Annotated in this window: 15 protein-coding genes and 1 tRNA gene; 7 read left to right on the forward strand and 9 right to left on the reverse strand. The window is 67.1% G+C overall.

Features of this window, described 5'->3' with window-relative positions; genetic code table 11:
* The 3 genes from ABJ196_RS08540 to ABJ196_RS08550 form a co-directional block, all read right to left on the reverse strand.
* Nucleotides 1–446, reverse strand: a 446-nt coding sequence (locus ABJ196_RS08540; RefSeq protein WP_347306204.1) for a hypothetical protein, incomplete at its 3' end; no start/stop codon positions are given.
* Nucleotides 447–558: 112 nt separating this feature from the next.
* Entirely contained in the window at nucleotides 559–2016 is a 1458-nt protein-coding gene (locus ABJ196_RS08545; protein ID WP_347306206.1) for a hypothetical protein, read from the reverse strand.
* Nucleotides 2009–3061, reverse strand: coding sequence for a porin PorA family protein (locus ABJ196_RS08550; RefSeq protein WP_347306208.1), 1053 nt, complete (start codon nucleotides 3059–3061; stop codon nucleotides 2009–2011). Before ABJ196_RS08550 ends, ABJ196_RS08545 begins: the two co-directional genes overlap by 8 nt.
* Nucleotides 3062–3096: 35 nt before the next feature.
* Here ABJ196_RS08550 and ABJ196_RS08555 point away from each other — a divergent pair, with 35 nt between their 5' ends.
* Nucleotides 3097–4167, forward strand: coding sequence for an acyltransferase (locus ABJ196_RS08555; RefSeq protein WP_347306210.1), 1071 nt, complete (start codon nucleotides 3097–3099; stop codon nucleotides 4165–4167).
* Here ABJ196_RS08555 and ABJ196_RS08560 read toward each other — a convergent pair.
* The 3 genes from ABJ196_RS08560 to ABJ196_RS08570 are packed head-to-tail and all read right to left on the reverse strand — an operon-like array spanning nucleotide 4071 to nucleotide 7846.
* Nucleotides 4071–7094, reverse strand: a complete 3024-nt coding sequence (locus ABJ196_RS08560) for an alpha-(1->3)-arabinofuranosyltransferase family protein (RefSeq protein WP_347306212.1) — start codon at nucleotides 7092–7094, stop codon at nucleotides 4071–4073. The genes ABJ196_RS08555 and ABJ196_RS08560 overlap by 97 nt on opposite strands.
* A gap of 1 nt (nucleotide 7095) precedes the next feature.
* Nucleotides 7096–7293 (reverse strand): DUF2613 domain-containing protein, encoded by a 198-nt coding sequence (locus ABJ196_RS08565; protein ID WP_347306214.1) that lies wholly within the window; start codon nucleotides 7291–7293, stop codon nucleotides 7096–7098.
* Between the two features lie 40 nt (nucleotides 7294–7333).
* Nucleotides 7334–7846, reverse strand: coding sequence for a universal stress protein (locus ABJ196_RS08570; RefSeq protein WP_347306216.1), 513 nt, complete (start codon nucleotides 7844–7846; stop codon nucleotides 7334–7336).
* A gap of 83 nt (nucleotides 7847–7929) precedes the next feature.
* Here ABJ196_RS08570 and ABJ196_RS08575 point away from each other — a divergent pair, with 83 nt between their 5' ends.
* Together ABJ196_RS08575 and ABJ196_RS08580 are read left to right on the forward strand one after the other, a co-directional pair.
* The gene (locus ABJ196_RS08575; protein ID WP_347306218.1) at nucleotides 7930–9123 is read left to right on the forward strand and encodes a glycoside hydrolase family 3 N-terminal domain-containing protein; all 1194 of its coding nucleotides are present in this window, start codon (nucleotides 7930–7932) and stop codon (nucleotides 9121–9123) included.
* A 34-nt stretch (nucleotides 9124–9157) separates the two neighbouring features.
* On the forward strand, nucleotides 9158–10846 hold the full coding sequence (locus ABJ196_RS08580) for a VanW family protein (protein ID WP_347306220.1): 1689 nt from the start codon (nucleotides 9158–9160) through the stop codon (nucleotides 10844–10846).
* On the opposite strand, the gene ABJ196_RS08585 is transcribed toward ABJ196_RS08580, so the two are convergent.
* Nucleotides 10843–11280 (reverse strand): MarR family transcriptional regulator, encoded by a 438-nt coding sequence (locus ABJ196_RS08585; RefSeq protein ID WP_347306222.1) that lies wholly within the window; start codon nucleotides 11278–11280, stop codon nucleotides 10843–10845. The genes ABJ196_RS08580 and ABJ196_RS08585 overlap by 4 nt on opposite strands.
* Before the next feature lie 66 nt (nucleotides 11281–11346).
* Here ABJ196_RS08585 and ABJ196_RS08590 point away from each other — a divergent pair, with 66 nt between their 5' ends.
* Complete coding sequence (locus ABJ196_RS08590; protein WP_347306224.1) at nucleotides 11347–13125, forward strand: ABC transporter ATP-binding protein; 1779 nt, start codon at nucleotides 11347–11349, stop codon at nucleotides 13123–13125.
* Nucleotides 13126–13152: 27 nt separating this feature from the next.
* Nucleotides 13153–13275 (forward strand): hypothetical protein, encoded by a 123-nt coding sequence (locus tag ABJ196_RS08595; protein ID WP_347306226.1) that lies wholly within the window; start codon nucleotides 13153–13155, stop codon nucleotides 13273–13275.
* A gap of 331 nt (nucleotides 13276–13606) precedes the next feature.
* Here ABJ196_RS08595 and ABJ196_RS08600 read toward each other — a convergent pair whose 3' ends face one another.
* Both ABJ196_RS08600 and ABJ196_RS08605 read right to left on the reverse strand, forming a co-directional pair.
* Nucleotides 13607–13888, reverse strand: a complete 282-nt coding sequence (locus tag ABJ196_RS08600; RefSeq protein WP_347306228.1) for a hypothetical protein — start codon at nucleotides 13886–13888, stop codon at nucleotides 13607–13609.
* Nucleotides 13889–14018: 130 nt separating this feature from the next.
* Nucleotides 14019–14089: transfer RNA gene (locus tag ABJ196_RS08605), tRNA-Gly, on the reverse strand.
* Between the two features lie 84 nt (nucleotides 14090–14173).
* Between ABJ196_RS08605 and dcd the strand changes: the two genes are divergently transcribed.
* Entirely contained in the window at nucleotides 14174–14737 is a 564-nt protein-coding gene (dcd, locus tag ABJ196_RS08610; protein WP_257070456.1) for a dCTP deaminase, read from the forward strand.
* Nucleotides 14738–14791: 54 nt separating this feature from the next.
* A complete protein-coding gene (locus ABJ196_RS08615) occupies nucleotides 14792–16111 on the forward strand; it encodes a UDP-glucose/GDP-mannose dehydrogenase family protein (RefSeq protein ID WP_347306230.1) in 1320 nt (439 codons plus the stop codon).
* The last annotated feature ends 62 nt before the right edge of the window (nucleotides 16112–16173 follow it).

A 16173-nucleotide genomic window follows, 5' to 3' on the forward strand; every position in this document is an offset into this window, starting at 1 on the left:
TCCACCCCGGGCAGCCCATGGATATAGTCCATAAGCCACGCTTCGGTGGAGCGGATGACCAGCCGGTTGCGCCCGTCTTGGGAGACGCCGACGGTGGCCTCGTTCTTGGTTTCTGGTGGGGTGGTGTGTTGCGCTGCGACCTCGTCGAGTTTCGACTCCACAGTGCCGCACAACACCACGCGCAGGTCGTTGGGGTTGTCGCCTTTCTTGGCGAGCCGGTCGATTTTGGCGAGGACCCGGATGCCGTGGCCAAGCCGGCGGGCGGCGTCGCGGGCCTCTTTGATGCGCGGATGGGAGGCTTCCCAGAAGGTGCGCACGAGGGGCATGTAGAAGTCGGCGTCGGCGGTCGACAGGCCGGCGTGCCAGTAGTCGGTGCGACGCCAGCCTGTAAGTTCGCGCAAGGAGTCGACGTTTTCTTCCTTGAGCCGAGAGACGAAAGAGTTCATGTCTTTGACGCTATAAAAACCTGTCAAGGCCTGCAACGATGGTCGTGCAGATCTGTGGATAACTCGGCTTGTGCACAATTGAGTGGGCAACCATGAGCACCTAGCCTGTGGATTACTCGGCGGAGGCGCGCCGGAAGGCGGCGACGAGGAGCACCGCGAGCGGCAGGAGCAGCCACGCGACGGTGAGAACCCACGGCGCGCCTGGAGCCGGGGCGTTGGTGGTGGTGACGACGCGGCCGTCCTCGACGACGGCGCCGATGCCGAGCCGCTCGAGCTCGGCCGTATCGCGGGCCTCCCACGCGGTGCGGGCGGCGACCCAACGAGGCGAGGGCGTGTCGACGACCTGGCCGTCCACGACGAGCTCGCCGGAGGCAATCTGCGCCACGGCCTTGGAATACGGGTCCACAGCAGGTGCACGCGTGCCGTCCTGGGCGGTGACCTCGACGAGGTTGGGCCGGTCCGCGAAGAAGGCCGCGCGGCCGGAGAGCTCGCCCACGAGGCGCGTGTCGATGGAGGACTCGCGCGGGGCGAGGACGCTCACGGAGGTCGCGGCGTCGGGCATCTGGAGCACGAGACAGATAAGCGCCGCGATGATGCCGCGCCGGTCGAGCGCACCGAGTGCAGCGACGTAGGCCGGAAGCGCCAGTGCCACGAGCTTGCCAGAGTCGCGGAGGATGCCGGCGCCGGGGAAGGCGTCGATGACGCTCGCGAGTACGTCCGGCAGCAGCCAACATCCAATCGCCCCGCCCAGGCCCGCCGCGCCGAGCGCGAGCAGCGGCCACGGCACGCGGCGCAGGCCCACGAGGACGCAGGCAAGCACTCCAAACCCGAAGACTGCGAAGCCCGCCTGGCGCGAAGCCGGGAGCGCGTCCGCGTTCCATAGGCCGCCGAGCTGCAGCAGGGAGCCCAACGTCCCGGCGCCAGCCTCGGCGCGGGGGGCGAAGGCGGCGACGGAGGAGGGGGCATCGGAAAGCGGGGCGGGGTGGAGGGAGTCGATGAGCCCGGGCACGAGCCAGGGGACGCAGACCGCGAGGCCCAGGCCCGCGGTGGCCAGGCGGCGGCCCTTGACCGTGGCGACGCCTGTGGCGAGGCCGAGGAGCGCGCCAGTGGGCGTGAGCGAGGCGCCGAAGAGCGCGGCCCACGCGAGGTAGGGGCGGCCGCGCAAGCCTGCGGCGGCGAGGAGCACGAGCAGCCACGCGGCGACGGCCAACGACCATTGGCCCTGGAGGAGGCGCTCGACGGTGAAGGGATTGATGACGGCGAGGAACATCGCGGGCGTAGTGGGCGCTAGCAGCCATGCGCCCCAGGCGGCGGCCGCGGCGGCAGAGACGACGAGCGCGCGCAGGAGGAACGGTGCAGGAAGGAGCGTGGAGAAGAGGGCGAAGACGCCGTCCTGGGGTGCGGCGCGTGCGGCAAGGTCGCCCGCGCCGAAATTGGCTGGGGTGAGCCCGAAGGTCTCGGGCACGGCCATGTCGCGCCAGAGGAACTCGGAGCCGGGCAGGAGGAACGGCCAGGTCACCGCGAGCACGAGCGCAGCACCCCAGAGGACGGGCCAGCTGCGCTTAAACATGGTCGCGGCGGCGCAGGTACGTGAGCCCCGCGGCGGCGAGGAGCGCGACAGCAAGCCCCTTGCCCACCCAGCTCACCAAGCCCATGGCCTTGTGGAGGCGGACCGTGGGGCGCGCGAGCTCAAGCGCGGCGTCCTGCGTGGTCTGGTCCCAGTGCAGATCGCCCACGAAGACGGCGCGGCGCTCGGGCGGGATCGAGGTATCGCGCGCCTGCTTGGCGTCCGTGGCCCAGACGAAGGAGATGTTCTCATCGAGATCGAGAATCGTGCCCGTCGCCGGGTCCACGGTGACGGTGCGATCAACGGAATAGAACGAGTCGAGGACCACGGCGGTGTCCTTCTTCAGACCGAAGTGGGCGAGTTCCTCGTTCGTGTAGAAATCCCCGGCGCGACCCCGGCGGCGGAGATCTTCTGGGGTGAACGTGGGATCATTTTCGGTCGCGTACTCGGCCGTGCGCGCGAGGATGTCTTGGGCCGGCAGGGCGTCGATGTGCTGGTGGAACTCGTAGACGTCGATTCCGCCGCGCTTGGACTTGCCCGTGTAGTCGATGGGCACGGCCTCTTGCGCGATGAAGTCGAAGTACGGGTAGGAGCGTTGCTCCGTGTCGGCGGGGAAGAACGCGGTGAGCCCCTCCATGTCGCCGTTGTCGATGGACGCGCCGAGGTTGAGCTGCCGCACCGCGAAGGACTGGTGGCTCGCGTGACCCGCCTCCGGATAGGCGGATTCGCGGTTGAGCGTGAGCGAGGCGGACAGATGCGCGGATCGGTTCTCCGGCTGGCCCTCGGGCATGCGGTAGAAATCCTTGGTGGTGTCGAGCTGGACCAGCGCATCATCCTCCTCGTTCGGCGAGGTGATGTAGGTGTTGTCCATGCGCACGGTGGTCGCACCGGTTTCCACGAGGACCGCGGCTGGTTCAGTGACGGCGTGGAATTCCACGTCGTCGGCGAGACGGATGGAACGTCCCACCACGAGCGAGGGCACGAGCACGCCCGCGAGCAGCGCGAGGATCGCGGCGATAACGAGCCACGGCAAGGGCGAGCGGGCCATAGGGGAACATCCTTTGGTGCTAAGTTGGGCAGACGATGGCCAATACCTTACCGCAGCACCTACCCGCGTTAGACGGCCTGCGCGCGGTCGCGGGGCTGGGCGTGCTCGTCACGCACGTGAGCTTCCAGACCGCCACAGGCTGGGCCTGGGCCGAACGGCTCGACTACTTCGTGGCGGTCTTCTTCGCTCTGTCTGCCTTCGTGCTGTGGCGCCGCCGCGACGCGCACTCGCTGGCGGGCTATTACCTCGCGCGCTTTCGCCGCGTCATGCCTGCGTATTGGGTTTGCGTCGCCGTGGTGTTCCTCGCTTTGCCCGGCGCGTCCTTCTCCGTGGTGCAGGTCCTGTCCACGCTCACCGCGACCCAGATTTACGTTCCGGACGGGCTGGCCTCCGGCGTGACCCAGCTGTGGTCGCTGTGCGTGGAGTTCGCGTTCTATCTCGTGTTGCCGTGGCTGCCGTCCTTCCGGTCGTTGCGCGCACGCCTGATCGTCCTAGGCTCCGTCGCAGCACTCAGTCTCGGCTGGGCGTGGGTTGCAGCCCCCATTGAGGACTTCACCGGCGTCAATGCGCAGATTTGGCCGCCCGCGTACGCCGCGTGGTTCGCCGTGGGCATGGCCGCCGCGGAGCTCGAGGGCCGCGTTCGCGCCCCGCGCCGCGCGTGGCCGTTCTGGCTGCTGGCCGCGGCGTGCGTGTGGCTGGGTTCCCGGGAGTGGTTCGGACCGCAGGGACTTACCCACCCCACGCCCGGCGAGTTTGCCCGCCGCGTCGTAGTGGGCGCCGTCTTCGCCGCGGCCATCGTCGTGCCTTACGCGCTGGGCACGCGCTCGCGCGTCTTGGAATCCCCGCTCATGCGCCGGCTTGGCCTGTGGTCGTATGCCATCTTCCTCTGGCACGTCGCGGTGCTGTGGATCGTCTTTCCGCTCATCGGATTGCCACTCTTTTCCGGCTATTTCTTCCTCGTGCTTATCGCGACGGCCGCGCTCACCATTCCCATCGCGGCGGCGAGCTACTACTGGGTCGAGGTTCCCGCGTCCGCGTGGCTGGCGGCCAACGCGCCGAGGCTCGCCCCCGCGAAGGCCGCGAGTAGCCAGAAATCGCCCGCGTAGTGGCCTGAGCCCCAGGGCCCGCGCGCGAGGATGAGGCCCGCGGTGGCCATGAGTCCGGCAGACAGCCAGCTCGGACGCAGCGTCGTCCACCGTGCCGCCGCGAAGCCGCCGATGCCCCCAGCAAGCCCCGCCGGGCCCGCCGCCGCCAGCGCCGCAAGCGCCAGGAGCGGAACGGGAACCCGCGCCGCGTATGCGACGTAACCGCGGCGCGGGCGAGCGAGAAGGAGCAGGCAACCCGCCACCGTGAGCAGTGCGAGGGAACCGCCACCCAGCAGTGCGAGACGGTAGGCGCGCTCCCCGGCGAACTCCATGCGGAATGAGCCCGCCGCGCCCGCCGGGATGACGAAGGCTTGGGACGCGGCGTCGATCTCGCGGGGCTCGAGCTCCGTGTCACCGAGGTTGCCGCGCAGGCCCTTATTGAATGCGCGCGTGGTGACGAGCAGCCGGTCCGTGTCAGCGGCCGCGATGTCCCGGCCGGTCGGGGTGTACGCGCCTGCGTCCGTCTCGCCGAGACGCACGACCTTCGCCCGGGTGCGCAGCTCGTGCGTGCCCGCGTCCATGGGGACGGTCGCGCCGGGCTCGTAGGTCTCGCCGTCGATGTCCACGGGGCGGTCCGCGTCGAGCTTTAGCGACATGTCCCGCGGGGCGGTGAACTCGCGGATGAGCACGCCGGTGTCTACGACGGCGCGCTGGAAGAGGAACGCGCGCACCTTCGGCGAGCTATCCGGCACGACGACGGTCCGGGTGATCTCGTGGCCCTCGACCTGTGCGTTGGCGAGACCCACGCGCTCGTGGAGCTCGACCCGCACCGCGCTCGCGGCCCCGCCGGGGATGCGGACCTCGGTGGGTTCTTCGCCGAGCTTGACGTCCACGGAGGCGTCGCCGTTGCGGACCGTCACGGTCGTCTCTGCCGTCGCGGTCAAAGTGAGCGTCGAGCGCGCCGGGAACTCGCCTTCGAGTTCCAGCCAGCCGGTATCGCCCGGCGCGGGCCACCAGGCGGTGGAATCCTCCCCGTCCACCGCCGCGGTCACCGAGTGCGCCGGACGCGCCCCGCCCAGGGCATTTGCGTCCGCGGCAGAGCTCGAGGCCCGCACATGCCCGCCGCGTTCTTCGACCGTGACGCGCGGTCCCGCAGACGGGTAGTCGCGTTCCGCGTTGTGCGAGTGTGTCGGCTCGTCCGCGGTGAGCGGCGCGGAGACCGGCCCGTCGAGCGTGCCGAAGTTGCGGTCCACGAGCAGCGGCGTGTCCGTGACGACGTCCGCGTCCGCGTCCACCAAGGAGTACGGCCCGCCCGGCAGGAAGGCGAGGGACTCGCCGCCGCCGGCAACGCGTACCGGGTCGGTGGAGCCGAGCAGCATGTCCGGCCGTTCGTTGAGGAGGACGACGTCCACGTCGCCGAAGGTGTGGACCTCGCCCGGGACGTCCTTGAGCGCGCCGTGCTTGTCCACGCCGTGGCGGACGACGAGCGCGCCGATGCCTAGGCGCGTAAGCCCCGAGGCGTCGCCCGCCTGGAGCGCGGCCATGACGCCGTCGAGTCCGCGGATGGCCTCGGGCGGCACGAGCGGGATGGCGTCGCGCACGGCCCACGGCACGTCGAGCAGCGGCTGGAGCGGCTCGTCGCGCGTCCAGCCCCAGTCCTCGCGCGCGAAAGAACGCTCGGGGACAATGAGGGTGCGCGTGCCCTGCGCATGGGCGTTGAGGAAATCCGCCGCGTCCTGCCAGTACTGCGGCACCGCCTCGTACGCCCCGCGCGGCAAGAGCCGGCCCGTGAACGCCGGGCTTGCCGATGCCCCCACCACCAGCACCACGGCCACCAGCGCCGTCGCGCGTTGCCCGACGTTGCTCAGCGTGCCGAGGGCGGTGAACGCGAAGCCGACGCCGAGCGCGAGCGGCAGGCGCACGAGCGGATCGAATTTGTGGACGTTGCGCAGCGCCGCGCCGGAGCCGTCGAGGAAATCGAGGTAGCCCGCGTAGTGGCAGCCGAGGACCGCGACGCCCACAAGGAGCATCGCGGTCCATACACGCGGGGTCTTGGTGAGTCCCGCCAGGCCCACCGCGGCGACGAGCGCCGTGACGAGGACGAAGAAAGGCTCGGTGGCGAGCAGCGTGCCAGCGAGGCGCTCATTGTCGACGAAGGGCGACCAGCTCGTGGTGCCCCGCAGGATCTCCGCGAGGTTGAGCCAGCGCGTCGTGACGAACGACGACTCGATGTAGTCCGTAAACGGCGGCGCGTAGCGGCCCAGGATGAGAAGCGGACCGATCCACCACACGCTCACCAGCGCGCAGCCGGCGAGCCACGGCAGCAGCGCCCGGCGGTGATAGTAAAGCGCCACAAGGGCGGCCGGGACGCAGGCCGCGAGCGTCGCCGTCGCGTTGACCGCGCCCATGCAGGCAACCGGCAGCGTCGCTGCGGCCGCCGTGCGCCAGGCGCTCGACCGCGTCCCGTCGGCCCGCGGAAGGAAAGGCAGCACGACCCACGGCGCGAGCATGACCGGCCACGTCTCCGAGGAAATCGCCGTGAGCGTCGTGAGCGTGCGCGGCGAGAGCGCAAACGCCGCGGCTGCGAGGCAGGCCGGCGCCGTGGCGAGGCCTACGCGCCGGGCGAGCGCGAGCGCTCCCGACAAGCCCACGCCGAGCACGAGGGTCCACCAGGCGCGCTGCGCGACCCAGTCGGGGAGGGCATCGGAAAGCGCGAAGAATGCGCCTTGGGGAAAGAGGTAGCCGTAGGCCTGGTTTTGGAGCTGGCCCAGGGTGAAGGTGTCCGTCCACGCGTGCGCGGCGCCGGCGAGGAAGCCGGCGGGGTTGGCGGCGAGATCGTGCTTCGTATCGGCCGCGACGCGGCCCCACGGCTGCGTGAAAGCGAGGAGGGCGGCGAGGAGCCACCCGGCCGCATGCGCCGCCCAGGGGCGCGCGAAAAGCTGGGTCAAGCTAGTTGCGGGAGCCGTATTCCGGGCCGCCGAGCAAAGCATCATCCGCAGAGACCGCCGCCGAGGACGGGATGGTGTCTTGGCCGCTGAACTGGGCAATGCCCACGATGGCGACGATGCCGAGCGCGATGCCGACCACCGCGGAGCCCACGGCCGGGCCGAGGGTGCGCTTTGTCATGGAGTCGGATTCAAGTGCCATAAGGCCACATCCTAGCAGCCTGCTCACGCAGGTCCGCCGATTATTCGGCGGTGTCGGTGTAGTTGGCGTCGTTCGGGTCGTCCGGCTCCGGCGGGACGACGAGGACGGGACGGCCCGCGGTGCGCACGAGCTGGTCCGCGGTCGACGCGTTCCACCACGCCTTAAAGCCGGTGAGCGCGCGGGTGCCGGTGACAATGACGTCGACGTCGAGCTCCTCGGCGGCATCGGCCAGCGCCTCTGCGGTGGTGGTGACGACCTCGACGAGGTGCGCGCGGCCCGCCAGGCCGAGCTTCTCCGCAACGGCGACGCCCTTGCGGCACACGGCCATGGCTTCCTCGTAGGCTGGGTCTTCTTCCTGCGCCGCGTCATCGGGCGCATACGTGGACTGGTGCAAGCCCGTGCGGCCCAGGGCGCGGGCCGCCTGGCGCGCGGCGGGCTCCCACGCGGTGAGGATCTCCACGATGCCCGGGCGCAGCAGTTGCGCCGCATACTCGATGGCGCGGTCCGCTCGCTCGGAGCCGTCGTACGCAATCAACATGGTCTGACCGTTCATGGTCCCCCAGCCTAGCGCCCCACGCGCGCCGAGGAGGACCTTATGCATGCGAGATTTTCACTCGTACGCCATACTGAGAAATAATGAAGAAAATTCTCGCGCTCGCCGTCGTCGCGTCCGCGGCGGCGCTCGCAGCCTGCGACCCGCCAGGCGAAAAGCCCTCGCCCGCCTCCCTCGAGTCCGTGAGTGCGGGAGTTCTGGCGAGCCCGTCACCGGCGCCGACGTCGTCTGAGCCTGCACCTTCTTCCGCCGCTCCGTCCGACCCCTCATCGGCAGTTCCGGACACTCCCGCTGCCAACCCGCTCGTCCCACCGGAGCAGCGCCGCGCGGCGGCGGCCTCACTGCTCATGCCTGCCGTGGTCAACTACGACGACGCGCTGGCTAAGCTGCAGGCCGGTGTGGGCGGCATCTTTATCGTGAGCTGGGCTGACCCGGGTCTGCTCACGCAGCCGGGCCGTGACCTGCACGCGCTGCGGGAGGCTGTGGGCCGTGACTTTGAGGTCTCCATCGACTTCGAGGGCGGCCGCGTCCAGCGCTTCTCGGAGGTTCTCGGGTCTTACCCGTCGGCGCAGCAGATGGCGCACGGCACGCCCGAACAGGTCGAGGGCACCGCGTTCCAGATTGGCCAGACGCTCGCCGCGTACGGCATCACGCTGGACTTCGCGCCCGTGCTCGACGTGGGCGGCGCGGACCTCGACGTGGTGGGTGACCGTGCGTATTCCACGGACCCTGTGCGCGCCGGCGAGTACGGCGCCGCGTTCGCGCGCGGCCTAGAAAACGCGGGCGTCGACGCCGTGTTCAAGCACTTCCCGGGCCACGGCCGCGCCTCCGGTGACACGCACCTGGGCGCCGCAGTGACGCCGCCGCTGCCGGAGATGGAAGCCTTCGATATCGTGCCGTGGGACGGCGCGCTGGCCAGCGAACCGCGCGCGGATGCGATGGTCGGACACATGGTCGTGCCGGGGCTGGGCAATGGCGTCACGCCGTCGAGTCTCAACCCCGCGGCGTATGACCTGCTGCGCACCCGCGAGCACTTTGGCGGCCGGATTTTCACCGATGACCTCACCGGTATGGCGGCGATTACCAGCCGGTATACCCCAGAGCAGGCCATCGTCACGGCGCTCGCCTCGGGCGCGGATGTGGCACTGTGGTCGACGGCCACGGATATCAACTTCATCATCGACCAGGTCGTCGGTGCGGTGGAGGTCGGTATCATTCCGGAGCAGCGTTTCGCGGATGCCGTCGCACATTCTGCGGCTGGACTCGCCCCGCGCTAACGTTTTCGCGCTTCAAACGATAACCTTAAGTGTTGTGAAGAAAGCAGTAGGAAAGCGCAAGTCTAAGGGACTCATCATCACCCTCGCGGTGGTGCTGGGGCTTTTGGTGCTCGCCGGGGTCGCATATGCCCTCGATATCGCCCAGAACCAGGGCAAAGTTCCGCGCGCGACGAGCGTGGGCGGTGTCGACATCTCGTCCATGGAGCGCACTGCCGCGGTGGACAAGCTCCAGAAGGAGCTCGGCGGCATCGAAAGTCAGGTCGTTACCGTGCGCGCGGGGGAGAAGCACAGCGAACTGCTGCCGTCTGCCTCCGGCCTCGCTATGAACTTCCAGAAAGCCGTGGACGGCATTCCTGACGCCTCGCTCAATCCGTTGACGCGCCTCGCGTCCTTCTTTATGGACCCGCGCGAGCAGCCCGTCGCCGTGGACGTCGATGACGCCGCGCTGAACAAGGAGCTCGAGCGCGTCAAGGGCGAGCTGTCCATCGCTCCCGTCGATGGCGCCTTGGCCATCGAGAACGCAGACTTCAAGGTCACAGACCCCAAGCTCGGCCAGACGGTCGACCCCGCTCAGCTTTCCGATGCCGTCCAAGCCGACTGGCTCGACCCCGCCGGCGTCGAGGTGGAACCGGAAGTCGTCGAACCTGCCATCAATGACCAGGTCATCGAGGACATGCAAAAGGGCGAGGCGAAGACCGCGCTCGATAAGAACCTCGTGGTCAAGGGGGACAAGGACGTCACGGCGACGCTCGACCGCGGCGCGATCGCGCAGTTCGTCTCGATTTCCGCGAAGGACGGCAAGCTCGTTCTCAATATCGACGACGCGAAGGCGCAGGAGCTGCTTGCTGCACAGCTTGCGGAGTCCGAGGTCCCCGGCGAGAACGCCAAAGTGAGCTTCGCCGGCGGCGGCAAGTCCGTCACGCCGTCCCAGGACGGCAACGTCGTCAACTGGGAAGAGACCATGAAAGACTTCGACTCCCGTGTGCGCAGCGACGACAACCGTGAGTGGGAGGCGGCGTACAAGCCGGAGCCGGCCACGTTCACCACGGAAGAAGCCGAGGCCTCGACCTTCGACCAGGTCGTGGGCGAGTTCTCCACCGGCGGTTTTTCTGGCCCCTCGGGCGAGAACATCCGAATCGTTGCGCAGACCGTCAACGGCGCCGTGGTCAACCCGGGTGAGACCTTCTCGCTCAACGGCTACACCGGTCCGCGCGGCACGGCGCAGGGGTACGTCGAGTCCGGGATCATCATCAATGGCCACGCGGGCACGGCCGTGGGCGGCGGCATCTCGCAGTTCGCCACGACGCTCTACAACGCGTCCTACTTCGCGGGCATGGAAGACGTCGCGCACACCCCGCACTCCTACTACATCTCGCGCTACCCGGCCGGCCGTGAGGCCACCGTCTACGAAGGCGCCATCGACCTGCAGTTTAAGAACACCTCAGACCACCCGGTGCGCATCGATACGTCCTTCGGCGGCGGCCAGATCACCGTCCGCCTCATGGGCGTGAAGACCGTCAACGTCGAGTCCGTGAACAACGGCCGCTGGGCCACGACGCAGCCCACTAGGATGACCGTCACCGATGACTGCTCGCCGTCCTCCGGTGCGCCGGGCTTTACCACCTCGGATACGCGCATTATCAAGGATCTGTCCGGCAACCAGATTTCCTCCGAGACGCAGACCACCGTCTACGACCCGGTTCCGATCGTCACCTGCTCCTAGCTTCTACCTGGCCCTCGAGGGGCCATGTAGTTTTCGGCGGCTGCGAGGACCCGTTGGAGTAGAGCGCCGAGCTGTTCGCGCTCGTCCGGGCTGAGCGTGCCGAAGAGTTCGCTGGCGATCTGCGCGCGAGCGGCGCGCGTGGACTCGAGATACTCCGCGCCCCGCGGGGAGATGGTGAGCAGCTTCGCGCGCCGGTCAGTGGGATCCGCGCCGACGGAGATGAGCCCCTGCTCCACGAGTGCGTCTGCGACGTCGGTGATGGCGCGGGGGGTGACCGAGAGGGCATCGGCAAGCTGGGCGGGGCGGATGGGCTGGTGCGCGATAATGCGCAGGGCCCGGTGCTGGTGCGGCGCCAGGGGGAGCTGGCGGCTGCGGCGGCGGATAAGGCGCGCGAGCTGCGTGGTCATCTCGCCGAGTTCGAAGCTTTCCGTCATGCCGGGAATTTTATCACCTTTAGTGTGGTTGACTACATTATGAAGTAACTACAGTAAAAGGGGACTATGCGCACCTCCACCCAGACAAAATCCGCCGAGGACCTTGAACAACTCGCCCTCGCGCCCGTCCATTTCTCGCGCGTCGCGGCGCTCTTTCGCCCGCACGTGGGCACGCTCGGCGTCGTTGTGGCGCTCATCGTCGCGACTTCTGGTCTCACCGTCGTGCAGCCTTTCCTTGTTCGCCGCACCGTGGACGAGGCCATTCCGAACCAGGACCTGCGCCTGCTTGCGTGGCTCGTCGCCGCGATGATTGGGCTCACGGTGCTCACGCAGGGCATCGGCGTCATTCAGACGTTCCTGTCTACGCGCGTGGGGCAGACCATCATGCACACGCTGCGCACCGACGTTTTCCGCAACTTGCAGCGCCAGTCGCTCGACTTTTTCACGAGCCACCGCGGCGGTGAGGTGCAGTCGCGCCTCACCAACGACGTGGCGGGCATGCGCAACGTCGTGACGACGACGGCGACGTCTATCGCGACGAACGTGACCACCACGATTGCGACCATCGTGGCTATGGTGGCCCTTTCACCGACTCTTTCGCTGCTTTCCCTGGTGACGTTGCCGCCAGCCATTTATCTCACGCGCCAAGCCGCGCTCCTGCGCCGCCGCGTGACCGAAAAACACCAGCGCGCTCAGGCCGTCATGCAGCAGCAGATTTCGGAGAACCTCTCCGTCTCCGGCGTGCGTCTGACCAACACGCTCGGCGCGCAAGAGCGCGTGTATGAGCAGTTCTATGACGTCTCGCACGAGCTCATCGACCTGGAAATCGAGCAGCAGCTTGCTGGCCGTTGGCGCATGGCGACGCTGCAGGTCATCTTCGGCATCATCCCCGCCCTCATCTACCTCGTGGCGGGCTGGCCGGGGCAGGGGATTTCCATCGGTACTCTGATCGCATTCTCCACCCTGCAGACCCAGATCTTCCGACCGGTCACGGGCCTGCTGAACGTCTCCGCCCAGTGGGTCGCGTCCATGGCGCTGTTTAGCCGTATCTTCGAGTACCTGGATCTGAAGCCGGATGTGGTGGAGCCTTCTGTACCGCGTGTGCCTGCCTCCGCTGATGTCGCTTTCGAGAACGTCTCTTTCCGGTACCCGGGCGCCGACGTTGACGCGGTTGCTGGCGTGTCGCTGGATATCCCCGCCGGCACCACCACGGCGCTGGTGGGCCACACCGGTTCCGGCAAGTCCACGGTGGCCTCGCTGCTCGCGCGCTTGGCGGACCCGACCTCGGGCACCGTTACGATTGGCGGCGTGCCGGTGTCTCAGATTTCTGCTTCCGACCGCGCCGACATGGTGGGTGTCGTCTCCCAGGAGACCTACCTGCTTCACGCGACGGTACGGGATAATTTGCTCTTCGCTGCTCCTGCTGCGACGGATGACGAGCTGTGGGCCGCGCTGAAGACCGCCCGCGTTGACGACGTCATTGCAGCGCTTCCCGAAGGCCTCGATACCATGGTGGGCTCGCGCGGCTACCGCTTCTCGGGCGGCGAACAGCAGCGCCTGTCGCTGGCGCGCACGCTGCTGCGTAAGCCATCCATCTTGATTCTTGACGAGGCCACGTCCGCGCTGGACAACGAGACGGAAAAGGCGATCCAGGAAACTGTCCTCGATGCGCACGCCACGCGCCTGGTCATCGCGCACCGGTTGTCCACCATTCAGGACGCCGACCAGATCGCGGTCCTTGACGAGGGGCACGTGGTTGAGGTTGGCTCGCATGACGAGCTCATGGCGCGCGCTGGGGCGTATGCCGCGCTCGTGCATGCGGCGGACAAGGAGGAGCATCGTTGAGTCCACACTGGTGTTAAGGATGAACTCATGGCGCTCTCCGAACACGTCAAAGAGACCGACGGCAAGGGCGCTTTCCAGACGCCTCCGTATGGAATGAGCCCCACGACCGCGCGTCTGTCCGCGACGCCGGACGAGAAGTTCGCTCGGTAGACCCTTTGACCACAACGCCCGAATAAGACCCGAAAAATGGAAAATTTCGGATCTTATTCGGACGTTGTGGCTATCGATGGGCGGAGTGAAAAACACCTCGAGCCCCGACCGTAAGGCCGGGGCTCGAGGTGACTCTATCTCTCTCGAAAGGTGTCCCATTGGCGGTGTCTCACGCCGCCACCCCGGGACCCGGGGCTCTCTCTATCTCTCTCAGGTATGCGCCTCTCAAACGCATAAACACATTATGGGACACCGTTCTTGCAAGAGTCGTAGCCGTGGCTACGCGTTTCCTGGCAGTTGCTGGGAGCTTCCTGGGGTATCGGACTCGGTACTATAACGGCAGCGTGATGTCGAACTGCTTGGCAATCTCACGCAGCTGCGGCAGGGAGGAGCCAGCAGCAGTGCTGAACGAGGCAAGGACGCCGACGACCGCAGCGATGACGGCGAAGATGCTGCCTGCGGAGCTGCCGGTGCAGGAGGGGGCATCGCCAGGCACGTCGATATGTGACTTCGAATGATCGCTCGTCTTGCCCAGTGGGAGACACGCGGCGAGGGAGCATGAGGATCCTTCGGTCTGTGGGAGTGAGACCGCATCACCATAGTTCGTCGACATGGCGCGTCGGTAGAGATCGTATGAACAGTACGTCGCGTGTGGATCGACTGTGGAATCTTAGCGCTACGACCGCATGCAAAAAGCGGCCGGGAATCTGTTAAATAACAAGTTCAGGGCCGCTTTCGGAATGAGCCGACGACGGGAATCGAACCCGCGCCGTAAGCTTGGGAAGCTCAAGTTCTACCATTAAACTACGTCGGCACTGCTGCTAGAAGTTTTAGCAACTCCGACAGTCTAGCACCGCCCCCGCCGCGACACGGAAACGCACCGCGTAAGATGTAGGACGTGCTTCTTTCAGATCGTGACATCCGTGCCGCCCTAGACTCCGAGTCCCTCGTTATCGAGCCGTACGACCCGGAGATGGTCCAGCCGTCCTCCGTCGACGTGCGCCTAGACAAGTTCTTCCGCGTGTTTAATAACTCGCGCTACACGCACATCGACCCGAAAGAAGAGATGCCGGATCTCACCAGCCTGGTCGAGGTGGAAGAGGATCAGTCCTTCATCCTGCACCCGGGCGAGTTCGTGCTCGGCGCGACGTACGAGAAGTTCACGCTGCCGGCGGACCTCGCGGGTCGTCTTGAGGGCAAGTCCTCATTGGGTCGCCTGGGTCTGCTCACGCACTCCACGGCGGGCTTTATTGACCCGGGCTTTTCTGGCCACATCACGCTGGAGTTGTCGAACACAGCGAACCTGCCCATCGCCCTGTGGCCCGGCATGAAGGTGGGCCAGCTGGCGATCTTTAAGATGTCTTCGCCTGCGGAGAACCCGTACGGCACGGGCACGCTCGGCTCGAAGTATCAGGGCCAGCGCGGTCCCACGCCGTCGAAGTCTTACCTCAACTTCCGTTAAGTCTTAAGCTGAACGTCGCCCTTTGTTTACCAGTCGCTCGTAGGATTGCCCTTTATGCGAATGACTGTGATCGGAACTGGATATTTGGGTGCCACGCACGCGGCGTGCATGGCGGAGCTGGGCCACGAGGTTCTGGGCGTCGACGTGGACGCAGCCAAGATTGAGGCGCTCCAAGCCGGGAAGGTTCCTTTCTTCGAGCCGGGGCTGCCGGAGGTCCTCGAGCGCAACATCGAGGCCGGTCGCCTGAACTTCACTACCGATTACGCAGAAGCCGCCGAGTTTGCGAAGGTCCATTTCCTGGGCGTCGGCACGCCGCAGCGCCACGGTTCGTACGCGGCGGATATGACCTACGTCAAGGCCGTTATCACGGACCTCGTGCCGCAGCTGACCGGGGATAACCTCATCCTCGGCAAGTCCACCGTTCCCGTCGGCACCGCCGCGGAATTACAAGACATGGCCAACGAGCTCGCTCCCGCGGGCACCACCGTTGAGATCGCCTGGAACCCGGAGTTCCTCCGCGAGGGCTACGCGGTCAAGGACACCATTACTCCGGATCGCATCGTCCTTGGCGTCCAGGAGGGCGGCCGCGCCGAAGAAGTCGCCCGCGAGATCTACGCCCAGCCGCTGGCCGCGGACACCCCGTTTATCGTCACCGATCTGCAGACCGCGGAGCTGGTCAAGGTCGCGGCCAATGCCTTCCTTGCCACGAAGATTTCCTTCATCAACGCCGTGTCCGAAATCTGCGAGATTGCAGGGGCCGACGTGACAAAGCTTGCCGATGCCATCGGGTACGACGATCGCATTGGCCGCAAGTTCCTCGGGGCTGGGCTTGGCTTTGGCGGTGGTTGCTTGCCCAAGGATATTCGTGCGTTCATGGCACGTGCGGGTGAGCTCGGCGCGGACCAGGCGCTCACGTTTCTCCGCGAGGTCGATGCCATCAATATGCGCCGCCGTGACCGCGTGGTGGACCTGGCCAAGGCATCTTTCGCCGGCTCGCTGCTCGGCCACCGCGTGACGGTGCTGGGCTGCGCGTTTAAGCCGAACTCGGACGACGTGCGTGACTCCCCGGCGCTGTCCGTGGCCGGTTCGCTCTCGCTGGCAGGCGCGGCCGTGACGGTGTACGACCCAGAGGGCATGGTGAATGCGAAGAAGGTCTTCCCCACGCTCAACTACGCGGCTGATTGCGAGTCCGCGCTGCGCGACGCGGAGCTGGTCATCCTCGCCACCGAGTGGAAGGAATTCAAGGAGCTCGACCCGGCGGCTGCGGGTGAGCTGGTGAGCCGCCGCCACGTTATCGACGGCCGCAACGTCCTTGAGGTCGAGGCGTGGCAGACTGCTGGCTGGACGCTCGACGCTCTCGGCCGCTCGCTTTAGGGCTCCCAGCTTTGGGTTTATGGCGCCTCGGCGTCGAAATCTCGTGTGAGGCGCCATAAATC

It is taken from the genome of Corynebacterium sp. SA-MJD20WY100 (genome assembly GCF_039822565.1).
In the GTDB taxonomy this organism is placed as follows: domain Bacteria; phylum Actinomycetota; class Actinomycetes; order Mycobacteriales; family Mycobacteriaceae; genus Corynebacterium; species Corynebacterium phoceense_A.